This window comes from Granulicatella adiacens ATCC 49175, from assembly GCF_025150565.1.
In the GTDB taxonomy this organism is placed as follows: domain Bacteria; phylum Bacillota; class Bacilli; order Lactobacillales; family Aerococcaceae; genus Granulicatella; species Granulicatella adiacens.
Window position 1 is genome coordinate 412,968 of record NZ_CP102283.1, and the last position, 19,705, is coordinate 432,672.

The following is a 19,705-nucleotide window of genomic DNA, read 5'->3' on the forward strand; positions in this document are numbered from 1 at the left end:
TTAAAGGATAGGAGGCGGAAAGATGGAATTTGAGAAACAACTCGATCGCATTAAAAACGGGCAAGTGAATCTGGTTTATTTAGTTCAAGGAAAAGAACCTTATTTACAAGAACTTGCGCGGAAAGTGTTTTTAGAGACCATTGTGGCTCCTGAAGATCAAGACTTGAATGTGGGACGATTCAATATGGAGGAAGTCTCTATTCAAACAGCTATTCAAGATGCAGAGTCGGTTCCTTTTTTTGGAGAGAGAAGATTAGTACTGGTTGATAATCCAAGCTTTTTTACAGGGGAAAAAGAGAAAAAATCAATGGATCATCAATTAGAAAGGTTGCAAGCCTATTTAGAAAATCCAATGGACAGTTCTGTGATGGTATTCTTTGCTCCGTATGATAAGTTGGATCAACGAAAGAAAATCGTGAAACAGTTAAAGAAAGTGGCGGTTTTATTAGACGCTAGTGAACTAACAGAGAGAGATGTTAAACAGTATATTCGAGATTCATTACGTAACCACCAGTACTCAATCCAAGAAGAAGCGCTGGAGACCTTACTTGTTAAAACGCAATATTCACTAACGAATAGTATGAAAGAATTGGATAAACTGATGATTGCTTCCATTGATACAAAAATGATTCCACTGGAATTAGTCGAGAGTTTAGTCGCTAAAACATTGGAACAGAATATTTTTGAACTTGGGGAATCTATCTTGAAAAAAGAAGGAGTCAAGGCGCTCCAAATCTATCACGATATGTTACTACAAAAAGAAGACCCCTTGAAGATGAATGCGATTCTTTTAGGACAGTTTCGATTATTGCTTCAAGTGTCCTACTTGAAAAGAGAAGGGTATCAAGAGCCGGAAATCCAAAAGACACTGGGCGTACATCCGTACCGTGTGAAGATTGCCCTGCAACAATCTAGAAGATTTGGGTTACCGCTTTTAGAAAAGGCCTTTATGCAATTGGTCGACACAGAATATGCTCTAAAGACGAGTGTAGGCATTAAAGAGATGCAACTGGAATGGTTTATCTTACAGTTTTGCGCGTAGCAAACAATAAAATTCAATAATACAACAAGGAGGAATATGTATGACCCCAATGATGATCATTATCGCTGCAGTTGCAGTGTTCGTATTACTAAGTTATGTAAAGGTAAAAACAAACAATGTTTCTAATAGAGAAAGTTCTTATTCGAATACTAATCGTTCATCTAACGAACAAGTAGAGTATATCCCAGAAGAACTAGAAGAACACTTACGTACATTAAAACGCGACGGTCGTCTTATTCAAGCAATCAAAGACTTACGTGACGAAACAGGAATGGGCTTAGCCGAAGCCAAACAATTTATCGATGACTTATCTGTCTAACAGAAGCAGAGTGCCAGGAGAGGAATCCTCCTTCCCCGGCACTCTCTTTTTCTTCCCGGAGTCTTCACATTGTTCAGGCCATTTTTTCCTAGCAACTTCATATCCCCCGGGCACTTTTTACTTTCCCGGAGCAGTCCTATTGTTCGGACTTCTTTTTTATCTCTGAAATCAAGCATAGGGGTAAAATTCTTACGGATTCTACGGGTAAAATCTAAATGGAGGATAAACAAAAAAGAATCAGTTTATTGAAAGAATAGCGGGGAAGTGCATTAAATGCGAATTAGCAGGAGTAGGAAGTCCTTCTGTACTCCTGCTTTGAGGCTTTAAAGGCGAGAGACCTAGGCTCGAGCCGTTGCCCCGCTATAACTCTTTCAATAACAAAACTGATTCTTTTCAGTTTATCCGATAAAGAAATCTACCTTGAAGAAATCCGTAAGGATTTTACCCAACCAACAAGAAGCACCACTTCTATTTCAGAGCATAAAAAAAGCCCGAGATCAATTCTCAGGCTAATTATTATTTGCTTAATTTTGCAGCAAGACGTGATTTGTCACGAGAAGCTTTGTTTTTGTGGATTAATCCTTTAGAAGCAGCTCCGTCGATTGCTTTGTGAGCAGCACGTAATAATTCTTCAGCATTTTCAGCACCTTCAGCTACTGCAGCTTCGAATTTTTTGATAGCAGTACGCATAGCAGAAGTTTGTGAGTTGTTTGCTAGTGTTGACTTTTTGTTAGTACGAACACGTTTGATTTGTGATGCGATATTTGGCAATGGGTTCACCCCTCTTTCATTTTACATGTATAATCACTGATCAGTTGTTTCCAACACGGACTATTATACAAAAGTCCAGTATGAAATGCAAGCAAGGTATAGGGTTGGGAGGGTGCAAGCTGGCGGTAAATATTGTTTATTGATGGTATAATGGAAAAGAATCGAAAAAAGAGGTGAAGGTATGAATGAATTTAAACTAGTGGCTCCGTATACGCCACAAGGAGATCAACCTCAGGCCATCCAGGAATTAGTGGAGGGGCTTAATAAGGGCGTTAAAGAACAGACACTTCTTGGTGCGACAGGTACTGGGAAGACATTTACGATTGCTAATGTGATAAAAGAAGTGAATAAACCGACATTAGTGCTAGCTCATAATAAAACATTAGCAGGGCAATTATATGGAGAGTTAAAAGAATTCTTTCCAGACAATGCTGTAGAATATTTTGTTTCTTATTATGATTACTACCAACCAGAAGCTTATGTGCCTTCTAGTGATACTTATATTGAAAAAGAATCCAGTGTCAATGATGAAATCGATAAGTTGCGTCACTCTGCTACAAGCGCGCTTTTGGAAAGAAGAGATGTCATTGTAGTTGCTTCCGTATCTTCTATGTACGGGTTGGTAAATCCAGAAGACTACCGTGACCATGTATTGTCTCTTCGTGAAGGAATGGAAATAGAAAGAGATGAATTACTTCGTCGTTTAGTTGAAATGCAGTTTGAGCGCAATGACTATGATTTCAGAAGGGGAACATTCCGAGTTCGAGGAGATGTCGTCGAAATCTTCCTCGCTGGACATGATGCGACGGCATTTCGAATCGAGTTTTTTGGAGATGAAATCGAAGCGATTAAAGAAGTAGATGTGTTAACAGGAGAAATTAAGGCAACGGTAGAGCATGTCCCAATCTTCCCGGCAACGCACTTTGTCGCGAATGAAGACCAAATCTCTAAGGCGGTTTCGACGATTAAAGAAGAACTCGCCCTCCGCTTAAAAGAATTAAGGGACAATAATGAGTTGCTTGAAGCGCAGCGATTAGAGCAAAGAACCAATTACGATATTGAAATGCTCCTAGAGATGGGATATTGTAATGGGATTGAAAACTACTCTCGCCATATGGATGGAAGAAAGCCAGGACAACCACCGTATACATTGCTTGATTTCTTCCCAGAAGATGCACTATTTGTGGTGGATGAGTCTCATATTACAATGTCTCAAATTCGTGGAATGTATAATGGGGACCGTGCTCGTAAGGAGCAATTAATTAAGTACGGATTTAGATTGCCAAGTGCGCTAGATAATCGTCCGTTACGCTTTGAAGAGTTTGAAGCAAAAGTTCCGCAAATTATTTATATTTCGGCGACTCCAGGGCCATATGAATTAGCACATACGCCAAAAGTTACTGAGCAAATCATTCGTCCGACAGGTTTGCTCGATCCGCCTGTGGAAGTACGTCCAATCAAAGGTCAAATTGATGATTTAATTAGTGAAATTAATTTACGAGTCGAACGTAATGAGCGTGTCTTTATTACGACGCTTACGAAGAAGATGTCTGAAGACTTAACGGATTACTTAGAAGAAGTAGGTATTAAAGTGAAATATCTTCATAGTGATATTAAGACATTGGAACGTACTGAAATCATCCGAAACTTGCGATTAGGAGAATTTGATGTATTGGTCGGAATCAACTTACTTCGTGAAGGCTTAGACGTACCAGAAGTTTCTCTAGTGGCGATTTTAGATGCTGACAAAGAAGGCTTCCTACGTAGTGAGCGAGCTTTAGTCCAAACGATTGGACGTGCCGCACGAAATGCGAATGGCCGAGTGATTATGTATGCCGATAAGATTACTGACTCTATGCAAAGAGCGATTGATGAAACAAACCGTCGTCGTAGTGTCCAAGAGGCATACAATAAAGAACACGGCATCGTTCCGAAGACCATCGTGAAGAATATTCGTGATTTAATCGCGATTACACATGAAGTGGAAAAAGAAGATGCTCCAAGCACCGCAAAAGACTTCAAGAAAATGTCGCAAGAACAAAGACGCGAAGCCATCGAGTTGCTTGAATTGGATATGCGTGCAGCTGCCAAAGCACTAGATTTCGAAAAAGCGGCTGATCTGCGTGATGTGATTTTAGAGCTAAGAGCTGAGTATAAATTATAAGAGGTTTATTCAATGAAATGGAATTTAAAAGAAGACCTGACAGAACATGAAGGAGAAACAATTCTTAGCAATATAGAAGGTTTCTCCTTCTATATTGTCAGTGCCACAAAAGAAAAAGGATTAGAAATCATTGTTTTAGATGAGTTTAATGAACGATACACTTTGTTTGATGTAGAAACAACAGGAAGTAGTATTGCCCAAGCTCTTCGAGAAGAAGCCGGTGAAATAGCGACGAAGTGGATTCATCCTCTTCAAGGAGAACTGAGCGCCACAAAGGAAAAATGGACGGATTGGATTCATTGCAATATTGTCCCTTTTAGTTCTCAACCGTTCAAAAGGTCTTCAGCGACGATGTTTAGAGTAGAAGAGCAAGGAAAGTGCTATGCCTTGATGACGGAAATCCCGTTCCATAAATTAGGGGTTGCAAGTGAAGAGCGAGTGTTAATCTTGAATGTGAAAATTGATCCAGACACGAAGGAAAAGCTATTAACGAATGAAGGTTTCTTTGAAGTGTATCATATGAATAAAAAGCATTGGATTTCAATTGCGCTGAATGTATGCACAGATGAAGCACTCATCAAAGAGTGTATTTATTTCAGCTACAAATGTGTTGCAAAGAAAGACAATTCTTTACTTTCTAAAAGAGGTTCGTTATAATTTTCAACATAGCGTTTTAGCAAAAGGAGATTTTTTTATGGTAAATATTGCAATTGTAGGAGCGACAGGGGTCGTTGGAACAAAAATGATTGAACGTTTAGAAGAAAGTGATTTACAAGTAGACCACTTATATCTACTTGCATCAGCACGTTCAGCAGGAAAAGTACTACAGTTTAGAGGAAAAGAGTATGTAGTCGAAGAATTAACGGAAGACTCCTTCAAGCGTGATATTGACTACGCCATCTTCTCAGCAGGAGGCGGCACTTCATTGAAATTTGCGCCCATCGCAGAACATGACGGCGTGATTGTCATCGATAACTCAAGCGCATGGAGAATGGATCCAGAGATTGATTTAGTCGTACCGGAATGTAACGCACCAACATTAGAGCGCAAAATTATTGCAAATCCAAACTGCTCAACGATTCAATCGGTAGTGCCATTACGTCCATTGCATGATGCATTTGGATTAAAACGTGTGGCTTATACAACTTACCAAGCTGTTTCAGGTTCTGGACAAGCAGGGATTAACGATTTAAGAAACGGGGAAAAAGGGGAGGCTCCAACAAACTACCCACACCCAATTTACAATAATGTATTGCCTCATATCGATGTATTTTTAGAAAATGGCTATACAAAAGAAGAAATGAAAATGATTCAAGAAACTCGCAAGATTCTTGGCTTGTCAGACGATGTAGCTGTGACAGCCACTTGTGTGCGTGTACCTGTATATAACTCACACTCTGTAGAAATCAATGTGACTTTCGAAAAAGATACAACACCGGAAGAAATTCGTGCATTATTAGCAAAAGCACCAGGCGTAATCGTATTAGATAAACCTGAGGAAAATGTGTATCCAACACCATTACAAGCAACTGGACATGATGAAGTGTACGTGGGACGTATTCGCCGTGACATTTCACAACCAAACAGCTTCCACATCTGGTGTGTGGGCGACAATATTCGTAAAGGTGCTGCGAGCAATGCTATCCAAATTGCGGAGTACATTGAAGCGCACAATTTACGTAAATAATGAAATAGAAGACTGGGCACTTGGCTGACAGTATAGTGAATAATGTTGATTACTCCAAATCCTTTCGGATATCTTCATAATAGCTATAACGTTGCACTGGTTCGAGCCTAGGTCTCTCACCTTTAAAGCCTCAAAGGGAGCGTACGGAATAAAATTCCTACGCTCCCTTTTGCGCATTTAATGCCATTCCACGTTATGGCTATTATAGAATCCGTAAGATTTTTCGTAATCAGCTTTCTAATAAGCAAAAGTTGCCCAGTCTTCTAATGATTATTTACTCCACTAGACCAAACGGTTAGGTTAAAAAAGGTTTCCTTGAAGATGGAATAACTTGATATATCATTTATGATACGTATTCTAAATGATGCATTTTTAGAAATTTAAAAGTGAATGTCACATTTTTGTTACGTAATATAATTGTTACATCTCTTATTATCAAAAACAGGAATCGAGGGATTCTGCTTTTGCACGGCATAAATTGTGATACAATAAAAGTACTATTGATGTAAAAGGAAGTATGATTGTGAATCAATTAAAACCTTATTTAAAGCCATATTTGAAAGAAACAATATTGGCACCTTTATTCAAATTATTCGAAGCAATTTTGGAGTTATTAGTACCGCTTATAATGGCAGTCATCATTGACAAAGGGATTGGAAACCAAGATACCTCCTTAATCCTTGGTCAAGGGGCTATTTTAATCGTCCTAGGGATTTTAGGGGTCGTCGTGTCCATTACGGCCCAATATTATGCTGCTAAAGCGGCAACTGGATTTACAGCGGACGTGAGACAGGCGCTCTTTTCAAAAATTCAATACTTCAGTTTCTCGCAACTGGATGAGCTGGGGAATGACACTTTACTGACACGTTTGACGAGTGATATGAATCTCGTGCAAAACGGGTTAAACATCGCGCTTCGTCTGTTGCTTCGTTCGCCGTTTATCGTTGGCGGAGCGATTGTGATGGCATTTGTCGTGAATGTGGAAATGGCGTGGACGTTTGCCATTACGGTGCCGATTTTAGCAGTCGTTGTATTCGGGATTATTTATTGGACGATTCCAATGTATCGCCGTGTTCAAGGGCAACTAGATCGGATTATGCGTCTGGTTCATGAGAATTTACTGGGTGTTCGTGTGATTCGCGCATTTAACCGTGAAAAAAAAGAAATTCAGTCGTTTAGAGAAGATACCGAAGTGTTGAATCAGGCGCAACAAAAGGTGAGTGCTCTATCAGGAGCTATGAACCCTATTACGTTTGTGATTGTGAATGTAGCGCTCATCGTCATTTTATATAGTGGGGCGATAAAAGTGGATACAGGAACGTTGTCAAAAGGGGACGTCATCGCCTTAACAAACTATATGTCACAAATTCTAGTGGAACTTGTAAAATTAGCCAATCTTATCGTGTTAATGACGAAATCCGTTGCGAGTGCTGAGCGTATCGACAATATTCTATCGATGGAACCGGATATGGTCGAAGGAACCAAAGACGTTCATCCAGATAATGAGGTGGCTGTGGCGTTTAAAGACGTGACGCTGACATATCAAGGGGACCAAAATGCAGCGCTCAACCATATCTCCTTTACCGCGTTAAAAGGAGAAACCATCGGCGTTATCGGTGGGACTGGTAGTGGAAAATCGTCTCTTGTGAATATGATTCCTCGTTTCTATGATGCGACCGAGGGAAGTGTAGAGGTGTTCGGGGAAAACGTTCGTGACTACCGATTTGCATCGATTCGTGGCGCAGTCGGAATGGTCTTGCAAAAGGCGCAACTCTTCCGTGGAACGATTGCCGACAATGTCCGTTTTGGATATGCATCTGCTTCAAGTGAAGTCGTAGAACAGGCACTCGGTGTCGCTCAAGCCAGCGAATTTGTTGAAACGAAAGAAGGCGGACTGGATTATGGCATTGAACAAAATGGACGCAACTTATCAGGTGGGCAAAAGCAACGGATGACGATTGCCCGTGCGATTGCGAAACAAGCACCAATTTTAATTTTAGATGATAGTGCTTCGGCATTAGACTTTGCGACCGATGCAAAATTACGTGAGGCCATCAAGAACCAAACGCCACGTCCAACAACCTTTATCGTGTCGCAACGGGCGGCTTCTGTGCAGTACGCAGACTTAATTCTTGTGCTTGATGAAGGGAATCTGGTCGGCAAGGGCACGCATGAAGAGCTATTAGCCAATAACGAAATTTATCAAGAAATTTACTATTCACAATTTCCAAAGGAGGATGAAGCGTGAGACAGAAAACTCAATGGGAAACCGTCCGTAAAGTCCTCCGCTACATCCGTCGCTACCGAATTTACTTTGTAGCGTCCATTCTTTTGGCAAGTGTGAATGTATTTGGGACGTTAATGATTCCAAAATTAGTCGGGGAAGCCGTGGACCAAATGCTGGACACCGGGCAAGTCTTCTATGAAGGACTATTTGCCATCCTATGGCAGATTGCACTTTTTACGGCAGTGGCAGCTATTGCGCAGTGGTTTATGAACCTTAGCAATAACAAGATGACTTACTCGGTTGTGCGTGACCTTCGTAGAGACGCGCTTGAAAAAATCGAGACATTACCGCTCAGTTATTTAGATATTCATCCAGCTGGAGAAATCGAGAGCCGTATCATCGCGGATGCGGATCAATTTGCGGATGGACTGTTGATGGGATTCACGCAGTTGTTTACAGGTGTGATGACGATACTAGGAACCTTAGTGTTTATGCTGAGCGTGAATGTGACACTAACGCTCGTGGTAGTGGTGATAACGCCAGTATCCTTTGTAATGGCTAGCTTTGTCGCGAAAAAATCCTATCATTTCTTTAAACAACAATCTGAAATTCGTGGAGACCAAACCGCCTATATGAATGAGATGATTGAGGGGACACGAGTGGTGACGGCCTTCCAGCAACAAGAAAAAGTCATCGAGGACTTCTCGGTGATTAATAAGGAGTTAACGGATGTATCGCTTAAAGCTATCTTCTTCTCGAGCATTACCAATCCGGCAACGCGCTTTGTTAATAGCATCGTCTATACCAGTGTGGGCGTGTTCGGAGCGTTCTTCGTGATTAGCGGTGGCGTGACGGTCGGTCAATTATCAGCCTTCCTCAGTTACGCCAACCAATATACGAAACCATTCAATGAAATCTCAGGGGTTATTACCGAACTTCAAAATGCGATTGCTTGTGCCAACCGCGTATTTGAACTATTGGAACAACCGTCCGAACGTCCAGAACGAGAAGGTGCGGTCTCTCCTGAAACCTTTGATGGAGTGGTGGAATTTAGCCATGTGGACTTCTCTTATGTGAAAGGCCAACCGCTGATTGAAGACTTCTCGCTGGATGTCAAACCAGGGCAACGCGTGGCGATTGTCGGTCCAACCGGAAGCGGAAAGACGACATTAATTAACTTATTGATGCGTTTCTATGAGATTAATAGTGGAAAATTAGCTATCGATGGCCATTCGATTGAAGACATCTCCCGTCATTCATTGCGAAATGGATTTGGAATGGTGCTTCAAGAAACATGGCTTCAAACAGGTACGGTGCGTGAAAATATCACGATGGGAAATCCGACGATTAGCGAAGAAGAGATGATTCGCATCGCTAAACTCTGCCATATTCATGGATTCGTGAGCCGTCTGCCGCAAGGGTATGATACGGTGATTTCAGATGACGGTGGGGATTTCTCACAAGGACAAAAACAATTGCTCTGCATCGCGCGTGTCATGATGGGACAACCGAATATGCTGATTCTCGATGAAGCAACGTCTTCCATCGATACGCGTACCGAATTGAAGATTCAAGAAGCTTTCCAACATTTGATGGAAGGGCGCACGAGCTTTATTGTGGCGCACCGCTTGTCGACGATTCGTACAGCCGATGTGATTCTTGTCTTAAAAGACGGACATGTCATTGAAAAAGGAAATCATGCCAGCTTGATGGAGCAACGTGGGTTTTACTACAATCTCTATCAAAGTCAGTGGCAACATTAAACTAAAAAGAAGCGTAGACTCTATAAAAAGGGTCTACGCTTCTTTGAATGGCTGAAAGTAGAAAATTATCATATATGATAATTTCAAACGATTATTGATTAAATTCTTCTAAAGCTATAGAAGCTTCTTCCCATTTGGCGAGAAGCGTTTCTTGACGTTCAAGAAGGGAACCTTCTTCGGTTGAGAGGGCAGCGGATTTATCTGGATCAGAATAGTTTTCTTCCAGCGTCATTGCCTCGTGCACTTGTTCTAGCGCCTCTTCGATATCGTGCATCTCTGTTTCGAGTTGCTCGATACGTCGAGTGAGCGTGCGGATTTGACGTTGCTCTTCTTTAGAGGCATGGTAGCTAGCTTTGGCTTCTGTCATCGGCTGAGCGCTTGTTGCTTCAACACTCTTGGCTTCTTGCAGTGCGGCGAGTTCTTCTTTTTCTTGTTTCTTCTCAAGATAGTAGTCGTAGTCGCCAAGGTAGAGTGTGCTTCCTGTTTCTTCGATTTCAAGAATGGCCGTTGCGACCTTGTTGATAAAGAAACGGTCATGGGATACGAAACAAATCGTACCATCGTAGTCGATGAGGGCATCCTCTAATACTTCTTTACTGTCGATATCCAAGTGGTTGGTTGGTTCGTCGAGCAGTAGGAAATTATCATGCTCCAGTGACAATTTGCAAAGGGCTAGTCGGGCTTTTTCACCCCCGCTGAGTTGAGCGGTTGTTTTTTCAACGTCACTTCCGGAGAATAGGAAGCTTCCGAGAATCGAACGCACATCTTTTTCGGGCATCGTTGAGTGACGAGACCAAAGCTCTTCTAGAACTGTTTGGTTGGTAGAAAGGCCAGCCAAGTTTTGGTCATAGTAGCCAACTTGAACGCCAGCTCCTAAGTCAATTGAGCCTTTGATTAAAGGAAGTTCACCCGTAATCGACTTCAAGAGGGTTGATTTCCCAATTCCGTTAGGCCCCACAATGGCAATAGCTTCACGCTTGCGAATTTGGAAGGAAATCGGACCGCTCAAGGCTTCGTGGTCGTAACCAATATAAGCATCGTTTACTTGTAATACTTGGTTTCCGGATTCGCGTTCTACGGTAAATTCAAATCGAGCAGAGCGTTGATCGCCTTTTGGTTTCTCCAATCGTTCCATTTTCTCTAATTTTTTACGACGGGATTGCGCGCGTTTTGTAGTTGAGGCGCGCACTAAGTTTTTTGCGATGAATTCTTCTAAGTCATGGATTTCTTGTTGCTGCTTCTCGTAAGCTTTTTGCTTGAGCAAATAGCGTTGTTCACGTTCCTCTAAATAGTGTGAGTAGTTTCCCTTATAATATTCACAGGCTTTATGGCTGATTTCATAAACCTCATTACACACGCGGTCTAAGAAATATTGGTCGTGGGATACAATCACAAGAGCGCAATTTGAAGAGCGTAAATACTCCTCTAGCCATGTTAAGGTTTCAATATCCAGGTGGTTTGTCGGTTCGTCTAAAATCAGTAAGTCGTGTTTCTCTAATAAAATACGCGCTAAGGCTAAACGAGTACGTTGACCACCAGAGAGCGATTGAATCGGTTGGTCATAGTCTTCTGGATAGAAACGGAATCCATGAAGCACTGTACGGATTTCAGATTCGTATCCATATGCGTTCTTTTGGTTCAATTCTTCTTGCAGTTGGTCATAGCGTTTTAAGGCGAGTTCGTAGGCTGCAGGGTCACTAAGAAGGTCGGGATTCCCGAGTTGTTCAGCCGCTTTCTGTGCTTGTTTCTTCAAAATTTCTACGTCTTCGTAGAGATGAATCATTTCTTCCCAAACGGTTTTCGTTGAATCGATGGCCGCATATTGGTCTAAGTAACCGATGGATAGGTCTTTTTTCTTTGAGACAGAGCCAAGAGAAGGTTCTTCGATACCAGCCAACATTTTTAACAGCGTTGATTTTCCGGTACCATTACGTCCAACGATGGCAATCCGCGAATTTTCTTGAATATGAATCGTAATATTTTCAAATAGGACTTCATCTGCAAAAGTTCGAGCGAGTCCTTGTCCTTGTAGTAGTATCATGATAGGTCCTTTCAGTGAGTATTCATCTCATTCTATCATAAAAAAGAGGTGGACAATATTGAAAAGAATCCAAGATTGTTTTCACATTCACAAACAATAGGTTGTGAATAAAATCGTACAAGCATTGCTGTATATAAGTGGATTTTATAGGAGTAAGTGAGGAGTAAACAAAGTATTTGTGAAAATTCACATCGTTGTGATAGAATACGCATGGATGTAAAAGAAAAGGAGTCATAGACATGAAAGATTATAAAGAAATGAAAGAAATCGAAGTGCCACGTGCAACTGCAAAACGTTTGGCCATTTATCATCGTTATTTACGTTTCTTGCATGATGCAGGAAAACGTCGTATTTCATCAACTGAATTAAGTGAAGCTGTAAAAGTAGATAGCGCAACGATTCGTCGTGATTTTTCTTATTTTGGAGCTTTAGGAAAACGTGGATATGGATATGATGTAGAATACTTATTGGAATTCTTCAGCCATACGTTAAACCAAGATCGCTTAACAAATGTAGCTTTAGTGGGTGTTGGTAAATTAGGACAAGCTTTATTAAACTACAATTTCCACCAAAGCAACAATGTTCGAATCAGTGCGGCATTTGATGTGAACCCTGATATCGTCGGAACGATTCAAACAGGAGTACCTGTATATAGCATGGATGAAATGATTGAACAATTAAAAGTTCAACAAATTCAAGTAGCGATTCTAACCGTTCCTCAAGATGTAGCTCAAGATACAGCAGATCGTATTGTGGAAGCAAATGTTCGAGGCATTTTAAACTTCACACCAATTCGATTAAATGCTCCAGAAAACGTTCGAGTTCAAAACGTAGACTTAACAAACGAACTTCAAACTCTAATTTATTTCCTCGATAATCAAAAATAGAAGATAGTGCATGATAGAAAAGCCTTTATAACAAGGTTTCTATTATGCCTATCTTTTTTATTGTCTAATATGTTTAGGTATGTGTTTAGATATTTTAAAACCCCACATAATTCGCAAACAGTTTAGCACTATTTTCACGGCTATTTTCTGTTACGTGTGTATAGATATTCATAGTAGTTTGAATATCAGAATGTCCTAACCGTTCTTGAACATCTTTCATAGGTACGCCACTTTCAAAATGTAAGCTACAATGAGTGTGCATAAAACCATGAATAGAAATGATTTCGAACCCATTTTTAATACAATTTAATTTGTACTAAATCTTGACAAAGGACCAATTGTCTTTTTGCTGTAAATATTATACACTTGTAGTATTAGAATAAAAAGAAAAAAATATATTGAATATTAAGATTTAAAAAGTACCTGCTTTACATAAAAAATTAAATATAAGGAGTGAGCATAAGATGGACTATGAAGAAATTAAACTAAATGTTTCCAATGATAAAATCAGCGAATACAAAGTTTTTTATGGAATAAAGCTGTATTCTGATGTATTTACATCTGAAGACAAAAAGACATTGACCTCTAAAAGGATTTATAGTACTAAAAAGAAAAATTATGTTTACTATGAAAGAACAGATGTGAATTGGAATTATTGGAGTGATAAGAGAAAATATGATTCTAATTTTGATACAAATGAAATGAAACGAAATATCGTATTTGAGGTATCACAGGACTTAAATTCGTTTTCAAAGTACCTTGATGAAAAGATTATTAAAAAGCTCATACTGAAAGAAAAAAATGGAGAGATTGTAGAAAGATTGGATATATAGTACTGTATTTACTTATAATTAATTATATAAGCAACCTTTTCAGGTTGATCTATAAGAAACTTGGATAATTATACTGTTACACTTTGTCGAAACGAGCTTGAAGCACTTTATAATAAGACAAATGTTCTTCTGGCATCTTAGCAGGTAGAACCTCTCATTTTAATTTGTACTAAATCTTGACATAGGACCAGTACCTTTTTGTATAAAAATAAGAGTATTCAAAAAATGCGAAAATTCATGATATACTATACAAAACAAGTAGAACCTTTAAATGCATAAGGGGGCTGAAGAAAATGAAAAAGAAATTCAGTAGTGGAATGCTTGGAATCGTTGCGGTAATCGCGTTAATCATCGGTGGATTTGTAACGTTGAATCTGGTAAAGAAGCATGAAATGGTCACTTTAGTTCAAAGTGCGCAAGTGAAGGAATCGATTGAAAATCAATTAAAAGACTTAGACAACAAAGCGTTGGAAGAAGGCGGAGCTATTGAGTCCTATGAAATTGATGTAGAGTCTATTCAGCATAACCCTATGGGAGGAATATACTTTAAAATATACTTAAACTCCAATAAGAAATTAAGCATGAGTTTTAGTCTGACTAAAAATCTAAATACAGGACAGTTCGAACATTCCTCAACGGGATACTCAAAGGAAGTCTCAGACTTGATAAAAAATAAGCAGTAAGAAATGAGAACTTTTCGTACAAAGTAAGAATTAAAAACATAAAAAGCACTAATCGTTTGCGTTGATGCAGTGATTAGTGCTTTTCTTTTGGTTCTTTATCGTCTAGTGAATCCTCGTCATCGGGAAGTTTCTCGATGAGGTTGGCGAGTTTTTTCAACTCGTTATAGGTGCGAAGCATGTTGATACTTGTTACGATGCTTGTCGTTGCGAATAGACAGCAGAATAATGTGATAAAGTCAAATCCATTTCCAGGATAATGCGTCGTTGCTAGAAAGATAAAGAGGACGGCTAATATGATTTCAAAATATAGTTTTCTAAAGAAACTTTTTCGTGTCATCACAATCATCCTTTCTTGTCAAAATCTTACATAATTCTTGAGAAATAAGCAAGTATTTATTCTTGATTTTTCCTGACCAAATGAGTATTATAAAACTATGAGTTAGCACTCATGGTTTTCGAGTGCTAAAATAGATAAAGGAGGATTTTATATGTTAAAGCCTTTAAAAGATAGAGTTGTTATTCAAATGGTAGAGCAAGAAGAAAAAACTGCTGGGGGATTATTCCTACCAACCACTGCTCAAGAAAAATTACAATTTGCAAAAGTAATCGCGACAAGTGAATTCACTGCTGCAGAAGACCGTCAAGTGGCGGTTGGCGATAAAGTCGTATTCGAGAAATATTCAGGCACAGAAGTTAAATTGGATGGTCAAGAATATATCATCGTGAAAGAAAAAGACATTATCGCAATTGTTGAATAAAGGAGGATATCACAATGGTGAAAGATATTAAATTTGCAGAAGATGCAAGAAGTGCCATGCTTCGCGGTGTGGACGTTTTAGCGAATACAGTAAAAGTAACATTAGGACCAAAAGGACGTAATGTTGTATTAGAAAAAGCATTCGGGTCTCCGCTGATTACAAATGATGGGGTCACGATTGCTAAAGAAATCGAATTAGAAGATCATTTCGAAAATATGGGTGCAAAACTTGTGGCTGAAGTCGCATCCAAAACAAACGATATTGCCGGTGACGGTACAACAACAGCGACAGTTTTAACACAAGCCATCGTTCGTGAAGGATTGAAAAACGTAACAGCTGGCGCAAACCCAGTAGGCATCCGTCGAGGGATTGAACTTGCGACAAAAGCAGCGGTTGAAGAATTACACCGCATTTCTCGTCCAGTCGAATCAAAAGAAGCCATCGCACAAGTGGCGGCAATTTCTTCTGGTTCAGCTGAAGTTGGTGAATTAATCGCTGAAGCTATGGAAAAAGTGGGGAACGACGGCGTTATTACAATCGAAGAATCTAAAGGGATTGAAACAGAATTAGATGTTGTAGAAGGAATGCAATTTGACCGTGGTTACTTATCACAATACATGGTAACTGATAACGACAAGATGATTGCAACTTTAGATAATCCATTTATCTTAATCACAGATAAAAAAGTGTCAAACATCCAAGAAATCATTCCATTATTAGAACAAATCGTTCAACAAGGACGTGCGTTATTAATCATCGCGGATGACGTGGATGGAGAAGCTTTACCAACATTAGTATTAAACAAATTACGCGGAACATTTAACGTGGTAGCTGTAAAAGCTCCAGGATTCGGTGACCGTCGTAAAGCGATGTTAGAAGATATCGCTGTGTTAACAGGAGCTCAAGTCATTACAGAAGACCTTGGCTTAGAATTAAAAGACGCAACATTAGCGCAATTAGGGACAGCTGGTAAAGTTGTGGTTTCTAAAGATAGCACTACAATCGTGGAAGGTGCAGGTTCTAAAGACTTAATCGCGAACCGTGTTGCTTTAATTCGCGCACAAGCACAAGATACAACAAGTGATTTCGACCGTGAAAAATTACATGAACGTCTTGCTAAATTATCAGGTGGGGTTGCCGTAATTAAAGTCGGTGCCGCTACTGAAACAGAATTAAAAGAGAAAAAACTTCGCATTGAAGATGCCTTAAACGCCACTCGCGCAGCGGTTGAAGAAGGAATCGTTTCAGGTGGGGGAACCGCTCTTGTGAACGTTCAAAAAGTAGTAGATGCTCTTGAATTAGAAGGCGACTTAGCGACAGGTGCGAAAATCGTATCTCGTTCATTAGAAGAACCATTACGTCAAATCGCAGAAAATGCTGGTCTTGAAGGTTCAGTCATTGTTGCTTGTTTGAAATCTGAAGAAAAAGGCATTGGATACAATGCTGCTACAGATGAATGGGTAAACATGATTGAAGCAGGTATTGTTGACCCAACGAAAGTAACACGTTCTGCACTACAAAATGCTGCATCTGTTTCAGCATTATTATTAACAACAGAAGCTGTGGTAGCTGATAAACCAGCTCCAGTAGCGCCACCAATGCCAGGGATGGATCCGGGTATGGGCATGATGTAATCAAAGGAAGAGGGGTGAAAGTTTTTCACCCCTCTTTTTCTTTTTATAACAAAACACCGCAAGGTGCTCCCCGACAAAAGTGAACGAAGTTCAAAACTCCAAACACTGAAGGATTTATTTATAATAGCTGTAATGGGGTACCGTCTCGAGTCTGTAGTCTCTCGACTTTAAAGCCTCAAAATGGTCGTACGGAATAAATTCCTACGACCATTAATTCGCATTTAATACGATTTCCCATTACTGCTATTATAAAATCCTTCGTGTTTTCCGTTTTGAACACTTTTTTTAGCAGTTTTGAACTGTTTTATAAAAAGAGGATGGAATAGAAATGGTGGGTGAAACTTCGAACACTGAAGGGTTTATTTATAGTAACTGCAATGAGGCACCGGCTTGAGCCTCTAGTCTCTCACCTCAAAAGTTTCAAAAGGAACTTACGAAGAGGCTAGTCACAATGGTTGACGGCGGCGTACATTTTTGCTAAAATAGTCGTGTTGTAATTGTGAAGCACCACAGCTACAACCGCTCGGATTAGAGTACAAAAGACCGGAATCGGCACTTTAAACTGGCGAGTCTTAGTCTAAAATATAGGAGGTGCAATATGTACGCAATCGTAAAAACTGGTGGAAAACAAGTTAAAGTTGAAGTTGGTCAAGCAATCTACGTTGAAAAATTAAACGCAGAAGCTGGCGACAAAGTAACTTTCGAAGAAGTAGTATTTGTAGGTGGAGATGACGTTAAAGTTGGTGCTCCATTCGTAGCAGGTGCAACTGTTGAAGGAACTGTTGAAAAACAAGGCCGTCAAAAGAAAGTTGTAACTTTCAAATACAAACGTCGTAAAGACTCACACCGTAAACAAGGTCACCGTCAACCTTATACAAAAGTTGTTATTGACGCAATCAACGCTTAATCACGATGATTCAAGTGACTGTACACAAAAAGAACCAACGAATTGTTTCCTTTGAAATGACTGGACATGCAAACTATAGTGAACATGGTTCGGATATCGTTTGCGCAGGGGTATCGGCTCTGGCCATTACAACTGTGAACAGCATTGAAAAGTTAGCAGGGTATCAACCGTTTGTCGAAGTTGATGAGGTTGAAGGTGGTTACTTATATATGGAAGTTGTAGAGGACTTGACGAAAGAGCAAGAACTTACAACTCAAATTTTATTAAATAGTCTATTACTAGGGTTAGAAGATATTCAGTCAGAATATCAAGACTTTCTAGCTGTAACTGTTGCATAATCAATCAAGGAGGTGCACAACTATGTTAAAAGTGAATTTACAATTATTCGCCCATAAAAAAGGGGGCGGTTCTACATCAAACGGACGTGACTCACAAGCAAAACGTTTAGGTGCTAAACGTGCTGATGGACAATTCGTTTCAGGTGGTTCAATCTTATTCCGCCAACGTGGAACAAAAATCCATCCAGGTGAAAACGTAGGTAGAGGTGGAGACGATACTTTATTTGCTAAAGTTGACGGAATCGTACGTTTCGAACGTAAAGGCCGTGACAAAAAACAAGTATCTGTTTATCCAGTAGTTGCTGCTGAATAATAATGAGTAGGATGTGACATTCAGTCACATCCTTTTTTTTAGGAAATTTGAGAAGTGACAAAACTACTGCGAACTTTCCAGATTTCTCTATAATTGCTATACTAGCTGTATCGGAGGAAGCCTTGTGTCTTCCTTCCTCTCAAGCTTCAAACTGACTCTAGGAAATGAATTTCCAGAGTCAATCATTCACATTGAGTACATCGCTAGTATTACTATTATAGAATCTGAACGTTCTGCGTAGTTTTGTTAGCAAAAAATGTGAATGAACCTATTTCATATTATTCAAAGCAGAGAAACTCTTAAAAATAGAAGGAGGGATTTTTATCGAAGCGGGAAAAGAAATTCAAGCGTTCGAGGAATTGGCAAAAGCAGTAGAGCTGCTTCAACAAGAAATCGGCTATTCGAATGTTGAAGCGTTAGGGGAAACCTTACAAAATATTGTCAATGACAACACTGCGCAACAAGTCGAAGGCCTGCCAAGTAACGAAGTGGTCCAAGAATTAAACAAAGCGTATAAACAATTAGATTTAACAAGTTATTCGAGTGAAGAAATTCGCAGGATGATTCAATTCGCGTTCTTGAAAGCTGCTAAACAAGATGGCTTACAAACCAACCATCAAATGACTCCAGATGCGATTGGCTTACTCGTAGCGTATATGATTGACCAAATGACGAAGAAAGATATGACGCTACAAATTGCGGACTTTGCGGCAGGAAGTGGGAACTTACTAAGTACAATTTTGTTATTCCTACAATCTGCTGGTAAAACTGCCCAAGGGACGGCTATTGATAATGATGAAGTGCTTGTGCATTTAGCTTTACAAGCCTTCGCATTAGAACAATTGGATGTGAAGACTTCTTTGCAAGATGGATTACAAGATTTACTGGTAGATCCTCAAGACTTCGTAGTGAGTGATTTGCCTATTGGATATTATCCAGTTGATGCCAATGCTGCTCGTTTTGAGACAGAAAATGAAGAAGGTCATTCTTTTGCCCATCATTTACTCATCGAACAGCATATTCGTTATTTGAAGGAAGCTGGAATCGGATTATTCATCGTTCCGACAAATCTATTTGAGACTGTCGAAGGAGAAACGTTACTGGCTTACTTGCAAAAGGAAACATATGTACAAGCAATGCTCGCATTCCCACGCAATTTATTTAAAGATGTGCAGTTTAGTAAGTCTTTACTTATTGTACAAAAACGAGGGAAAGCTGCTAAACAAGTGAGTCAAGTCCTTCTAGGGGATATCCCAGAATTTAAAAACAGAGAAAAATTCAGAAAATTCACTCTAACATTCGAAAAATGGGCACAAGAAATGTTATAATGAATCCGTT

The 19,705-nt window shown here is 39.7% G+C and carries 19 protein-coding genes, 1 pseudogene and 1 other annotated feature; of the genes and pseudogenes, 16 read left to right on the forward strand and 4 right to left on the reverse strand.

Features of this window, described 5'->3' with window-relative positions; genetic code table 11:
* Positions 1 to 22: 22 nt before the first annotated feature.
* Positions 23 to 1,042: a DNA polymerase III subunit delta gene (gene holA / locus NQ540_RS02200; RefSeq protein ID WP_005607291.1), complete on the forward strand. Its 1,020-nt coding sequence runs from the start codon at positions 23 to 25 to the stop codon at positions 1,040 to 1,042.
* 40 nt (positions 1,043 to 1,082) lie between these two features.
* Complete coding sequence (locus tag NQ540_RS02205; protein ID WP_005607288.1) at positions 1,083 to 1,361, forward strand: hypothetical protein; 279 nt, start codon at positions 1,083 to 1,085, stop codon at positions 1,359 to 1,361.
* Positions 1,362 to 1,877: 516 nt separating this feature from the next.
* Here NQ540_RS02205 and rpsT read toward each other — a convergent pair.
* Positions 1,878 to 2,132 carry a 30S ribosomal protein S20 gene (gene rpsT, locus NQ540_RS02210; RefSeq protein ID WP_039849208.1) on the reverse strand — a complete coding sequence of 85 codons (255 nt, stop codon included), beginning with the start codon at positions 2,130 to 2,132 and terminating at the stop codon, positions 1,878 to 1,880.
* Positions 2,133 to 2,313: 181 nt separating this feature from the next.
* Between rpsT and uvrB the strand changes: the two genes are divergently transcribed.
* From uvrB to NQ540_RS02235, 5 genes are all read left to right on the forward strand, one after another.
* Positions 2,314 to 4,296 (forward strand): excinuclease ABC subunit UvrB, encoded by a 1,983-nt coding sequence (uvrB, locus tag NQ540_RS02215; RefSeq protein ID WP_005607283.1) that lies wholly within the window; start codon positions 2,314 to 2,316, stop codon positions 4,294 to 4,296.
* A gap of 12 nt (positions 4,297 to 4,308) precedes the next feature.
* On the forward strand, positions 4,309 to 4,953 hold the full coding sequence (locus tag NQ540_RS02220) for an MmcQ/YjbR family DNA-binding protein (protein ID WP_005607282.1): 645 nt from the start codon (positions 4,309 to 4,311) through the stop codon (positions 4,951 to 4,953).
* Positions 4,954 to 4,990: 37 nt separating this feature from the next.
* The gene (locus NQ540_RS02225; RefSeq protein WP_039849207.1) at positions 4,991 to 5,983 is read left to right on the forward strand and encodes an aspartate-semialdehyde dehydrogenase; all 993 of its coding nucleotides are present in this window, start codon (positions 4,991 to 4,993) and stop codon (positions 5,981 to 5,983) included.
* A gap of 517 nt (positions 5,984 to 6,500) precedes the next feature.
* Positions 6,501 to 8,231: an ABC transporter ATP-binding protein gene (locus tag NQ540_RS02230; RefSeq protein WP_005607280.1), complete on the forward strand. Its 1,731-nt coding sequence runs from the start codon at positions 6,501 to 6,503 to the stop codon at positions 8,229 to 8,231.
* Positions 8,228 to 9,973 (forward strand): ABC transporter ATP-binding protein, encoded by a 1,746-nt coding sequence (locus NQ540_RS02235; protein WP_039849206.1) that lies wholly within the window; start codon positions 8,228 to 8,230, stop codon positions 9,971 to 9,973. Before NQ540_RS02230 ends, NQ540_RS02235 begins: the two co-directional genes overlap by 4 nt.
* Before the next feature lie 91 nt (positions 9,974 to 10,064).
* Here the strand turns inward: NQ540_RS02235 and NQ540_RS02240 are convergent, their stop codons facing one another.
* On the reverse strand, positions 10,065 to 12,014 hold the full coding sequence (locus NQ540_RS02240; RefSeq protein ID WP_005607278.1) for an ABC-F family ATP-binding cassette domain-containing protein: 1,950 nt from the start codon (positions 12,012 to 12,014) through the stop codon (positions 10,065 to 10,067).
* A gap of 257 nt (positions 12,015 to 12,271) precedes the next feature.
* Between NQ540_RS02240 and NQ540_RS02245 the strand changes: the two genes are divergently transcribed.
* Positions 12,272 to 12,901: a redox-sensing transcriptional repressor Rex gene (locus NQ540_RS02245; protein ID WP_039849269.1), complete on the forward strand. Its 630-nt coding sequence runs from the start codon at positions 12,272 to 12,274 to the stop codon at positions 12,899 to 12,901.
* A 94-nt stretch (positions 12,902 to 12,995) separates the two neighbouring features.
* Here the strand turns inward: NQ540_RS02245 and NQ540_RS02250 are convergent.
* Positions 12,996 to 13,184, reverse strand: a pseudogene (locus NQ540_RS02250) (tyrosine-type recombinase/integrase); the annotation flags it as partial.
* 181 nt (positions 13,185 to 13,365) lie between these two features.
* Between NQ540_RS02250 and NQ540_RS02255 the strand changes: the two are divergent.
* Positions 13,366 to 13,734, forward strand: coding sequence for an EXLDI protein (locus NQ540_RS02255; protein ID WP_005607275.1), 369 nt, complete (start codon positions 13,366 to 13,368; stop codon positions 13,732 to 13,734).
* A 293-nt stretch (positions 13,735 to 14,027) separates the two neighbouring features.
* A complete protein-coding gene (locus NQ540_RS02260; protein WP_005607274.1) occupies positions 14,028 to 14,417 on the forward strand; it encodes a DUF1310 family protein in 390 nt (129 codons plus the stop codon).
* Positions 14,418 to 14,490: 73 nt separating this feature from the next.
* Here NQ540_RS02260 and NQ540_RS02265 read toward each other — a convergent pair whose 3' ends face one another.
* Positions 14,491 to 14,754, reverse strand: coding sequence for a hypothetical protein (locus tag NQ540_RS02265; RefSeq protein WP_039849205.1), 264 nt, complete (start codon positions 14,752 to 14,754; stop codon positions 14,491 to 14,493).
* Positions 14,755 to 14,905: 151 nt separating this feature from the next.
* On the opposite strand from NQ540_RS02265, the gene NQ540_RS02270 reads away from it, so the two are divergent.
* The 6 genes from NQ540_RS02270 to NQ540_RS02295 all read left to right on the forward strand — a co-directional run bounded on the left by NQ540_RS02270 (position 14,906) and on the right by NQ540_RS02295 (position 19,695).
* Positions 14,906 to 15,175, forward strand: coding sequence for a co-chaperone GroES (locus tag NQ540_RS02270; RefSeq protein ID WP_005607270.1), 270 nt, complete (start codon positions 14,906 to 14,908; stop codon positions 15,173 to 15,175).
* A 14-nt stretch (positions 15,176 to 15,189) separates the two neighbouring features.
* Positions 15,190 to 16,809, forward strand: a complete 1,620-nt coding sequence (gene groL, locus NQ540_RS02275) for a chaperonin GroEL (protein ID WP_005607266.1) — start codon at positions 15,190 to 15,192, stop codon at positions 16,807 to 16,809.
* Positions 16,810 to 17,316: 507 nt separating this feature from the next.
* Positions 17,317 to 17,392, forward strand: a sequence feature (ribosomal protein L21 leader region).
* Between the two features lie 15 nt (positions 17,393 to 17,407).
* Positions 17,408 to 17,716 carry a 50S ribosomal protein L21 gene (rplU, locus tag NQ540_RS02280; RefSeq protein ID WP_005607264.1) on the forward strand — a complete coding sequence of 103 codons (309 nt, stop codon included), beginning with the start codon at positions 17,408 to 17,410 and terminating at the stop codon, positions 17,714 to 17,716.
* A gap of 5 nt (positions 17,717 to 17,721) precedes the next feature.
* A complete protein-coding gene (locus NQ540_RS02285) occupies positions 17,722 to 18,054 on the forward strand; it encodes a ribosomal-processing cysteine protease Prp (RefSeq protein ID WP_005607262.1) in 333 nt (110 codons plus the stop codon).
* Positions 18,055 to 18,076: 22 nt separating this feature from the next.
* Positions 18,077 to 18,367 (forward strand): 50S ribosomal protein L27, encoded by a 291-nt coding sequence (gene rpmA / locus NQ540_RS02290; RefSeq protein WP_005607260.1) that lies wholly within the window; start codon positions 18,077 to 18,079, stop codon positions 18,365 to 18,367.
* Positions 18,368 to 18,726: 359 nt separating this feature from the next.
* The gene (locus NQ540_RS02295) at positions 18,727 to 19,695 is read left to right on the forward strand and encodes a class I SAM-dependent methyltransferase (protein ID WP_005607258.1); all 969 of its coding nucleotides are present in this window, start codon (positions 18,727 to 18,729) and stop codon (positions 19,693 to 19,695) included.
* Positions 19,696 to 19,705 lie beyond the last annotated feature (10 nt).

Excerpts from the sequence above, each read along its gene's own strand:
- holA (WP_005607291.1), top strand. The coding sequence starts at position 23 with ATGGAATTTGAGAAACAACTCGATCGCATTAAAAACGGGCAAGTGAAT.
- NQ540_RS02205 (WP_005607288.1), top strand. The coding sequence starts at position 1,083 with ATGACCCCAATGATGATCATTATCGCTGCAGTTGCAGTGTTCGTATTA.
- uvrB (WP_005607283.1), top strand. The coding sequence starts at position 2,314 with ATGAATGAATTTAAACTAGTGGCTCCGTATACGCCACAAGGAGATCAA.
- NQ540_RS02220 (WP_005607282.1), top strand. The coding sequence starts at position 4,309 with ATGAAATGGAATTTAAAAGAAGACCTGACAGAACATGAAGGAGAAACA.
- NQ540_RS02225 (WP_039849207.1), top strand. The coding sequence starts at position 4,991 with ATGGTAAATATTGCAATTGTAGGAGCGACAGGGGTCGTTGGAACAAAA.
- NQ540_RS02230 (WP_005607280.1), top strand. The coding sequence starts at position 6,501 with ATGATTGTGAATCAATTAAAACCTTATTTAAAGCCATATTTGAAAGAA.
- NQ540_RS02240 (WP_005607278.1), bottom strand. The coding sequence starts at position 12,014 with ATGATACTACTACAAGGACAAGGACTCGCTCGAACTTTTGCAGATGAA.
- NQ540_RS02245 (WP_039849269.1), top strand. The coding sequence starts at position 12,272 with ATGAAAGAAATCGAAGTGCCACGTGCAACTGCAAAACGTTTGGCCATT.
- NQ540_RS02255 (WP_005607275.1), top strand. The coding sequence starts at position 13,366 with ATGGACTATGAAGAAATTAAACTAAATGTTTCCAATGATAAAATCAGC.
- NQ540_RS02260 (WP_005607274.1), top strand. The coding sequence starts at position 14,028 with ATGAAAAAGAAATTCAGTAGTGGAATGCTTGGAATCGTTGCGGTAATC.
- NQ540_RS02265 (WP_039849205.1), bottom strand. The coding sequence starts at position 14,754 with ATGACACGAAAAAGTTTCTTTAGAAAACTATATTTTGAAATCATATTA.
- NQ540_RS02270 (WP_005607270.1), top strand. The coding sequence starts at position 14,906 with ATGTTAAAGCCTTTAAAAGATAGAGTTGTTATTCAAATGGTAGAGCAA.
- groL (WP_005607266.1), top strand. The coding sequence starts at position 15,190 with ATGGTGAAAGATATTAAATTTGCAGAAGATGCAAGAAGTGCCATGCTT.
- rplU (WP_005607264.1), top strand. The coding sequence starts at position 17,408 with ATGTACGCAATCGTAAAAACTGGTGGAAAACAAGTTAAAGTTGAAGTT.
- NQ540_RS02285 (WP_005607262.1), top strand. The coding sequence starts at position 17,722 with ATGATTCAAGTGACTGTACACAAAAAGAACCAACGAATTGTTTCCTTT.
- rpmA (WP_005607260.1), top strand. The coding sequence starts at position 18,077 with ATGTTAAAAGTGAATTTACAATTATTCGCCCATAAAAAAGGGGGCGGT.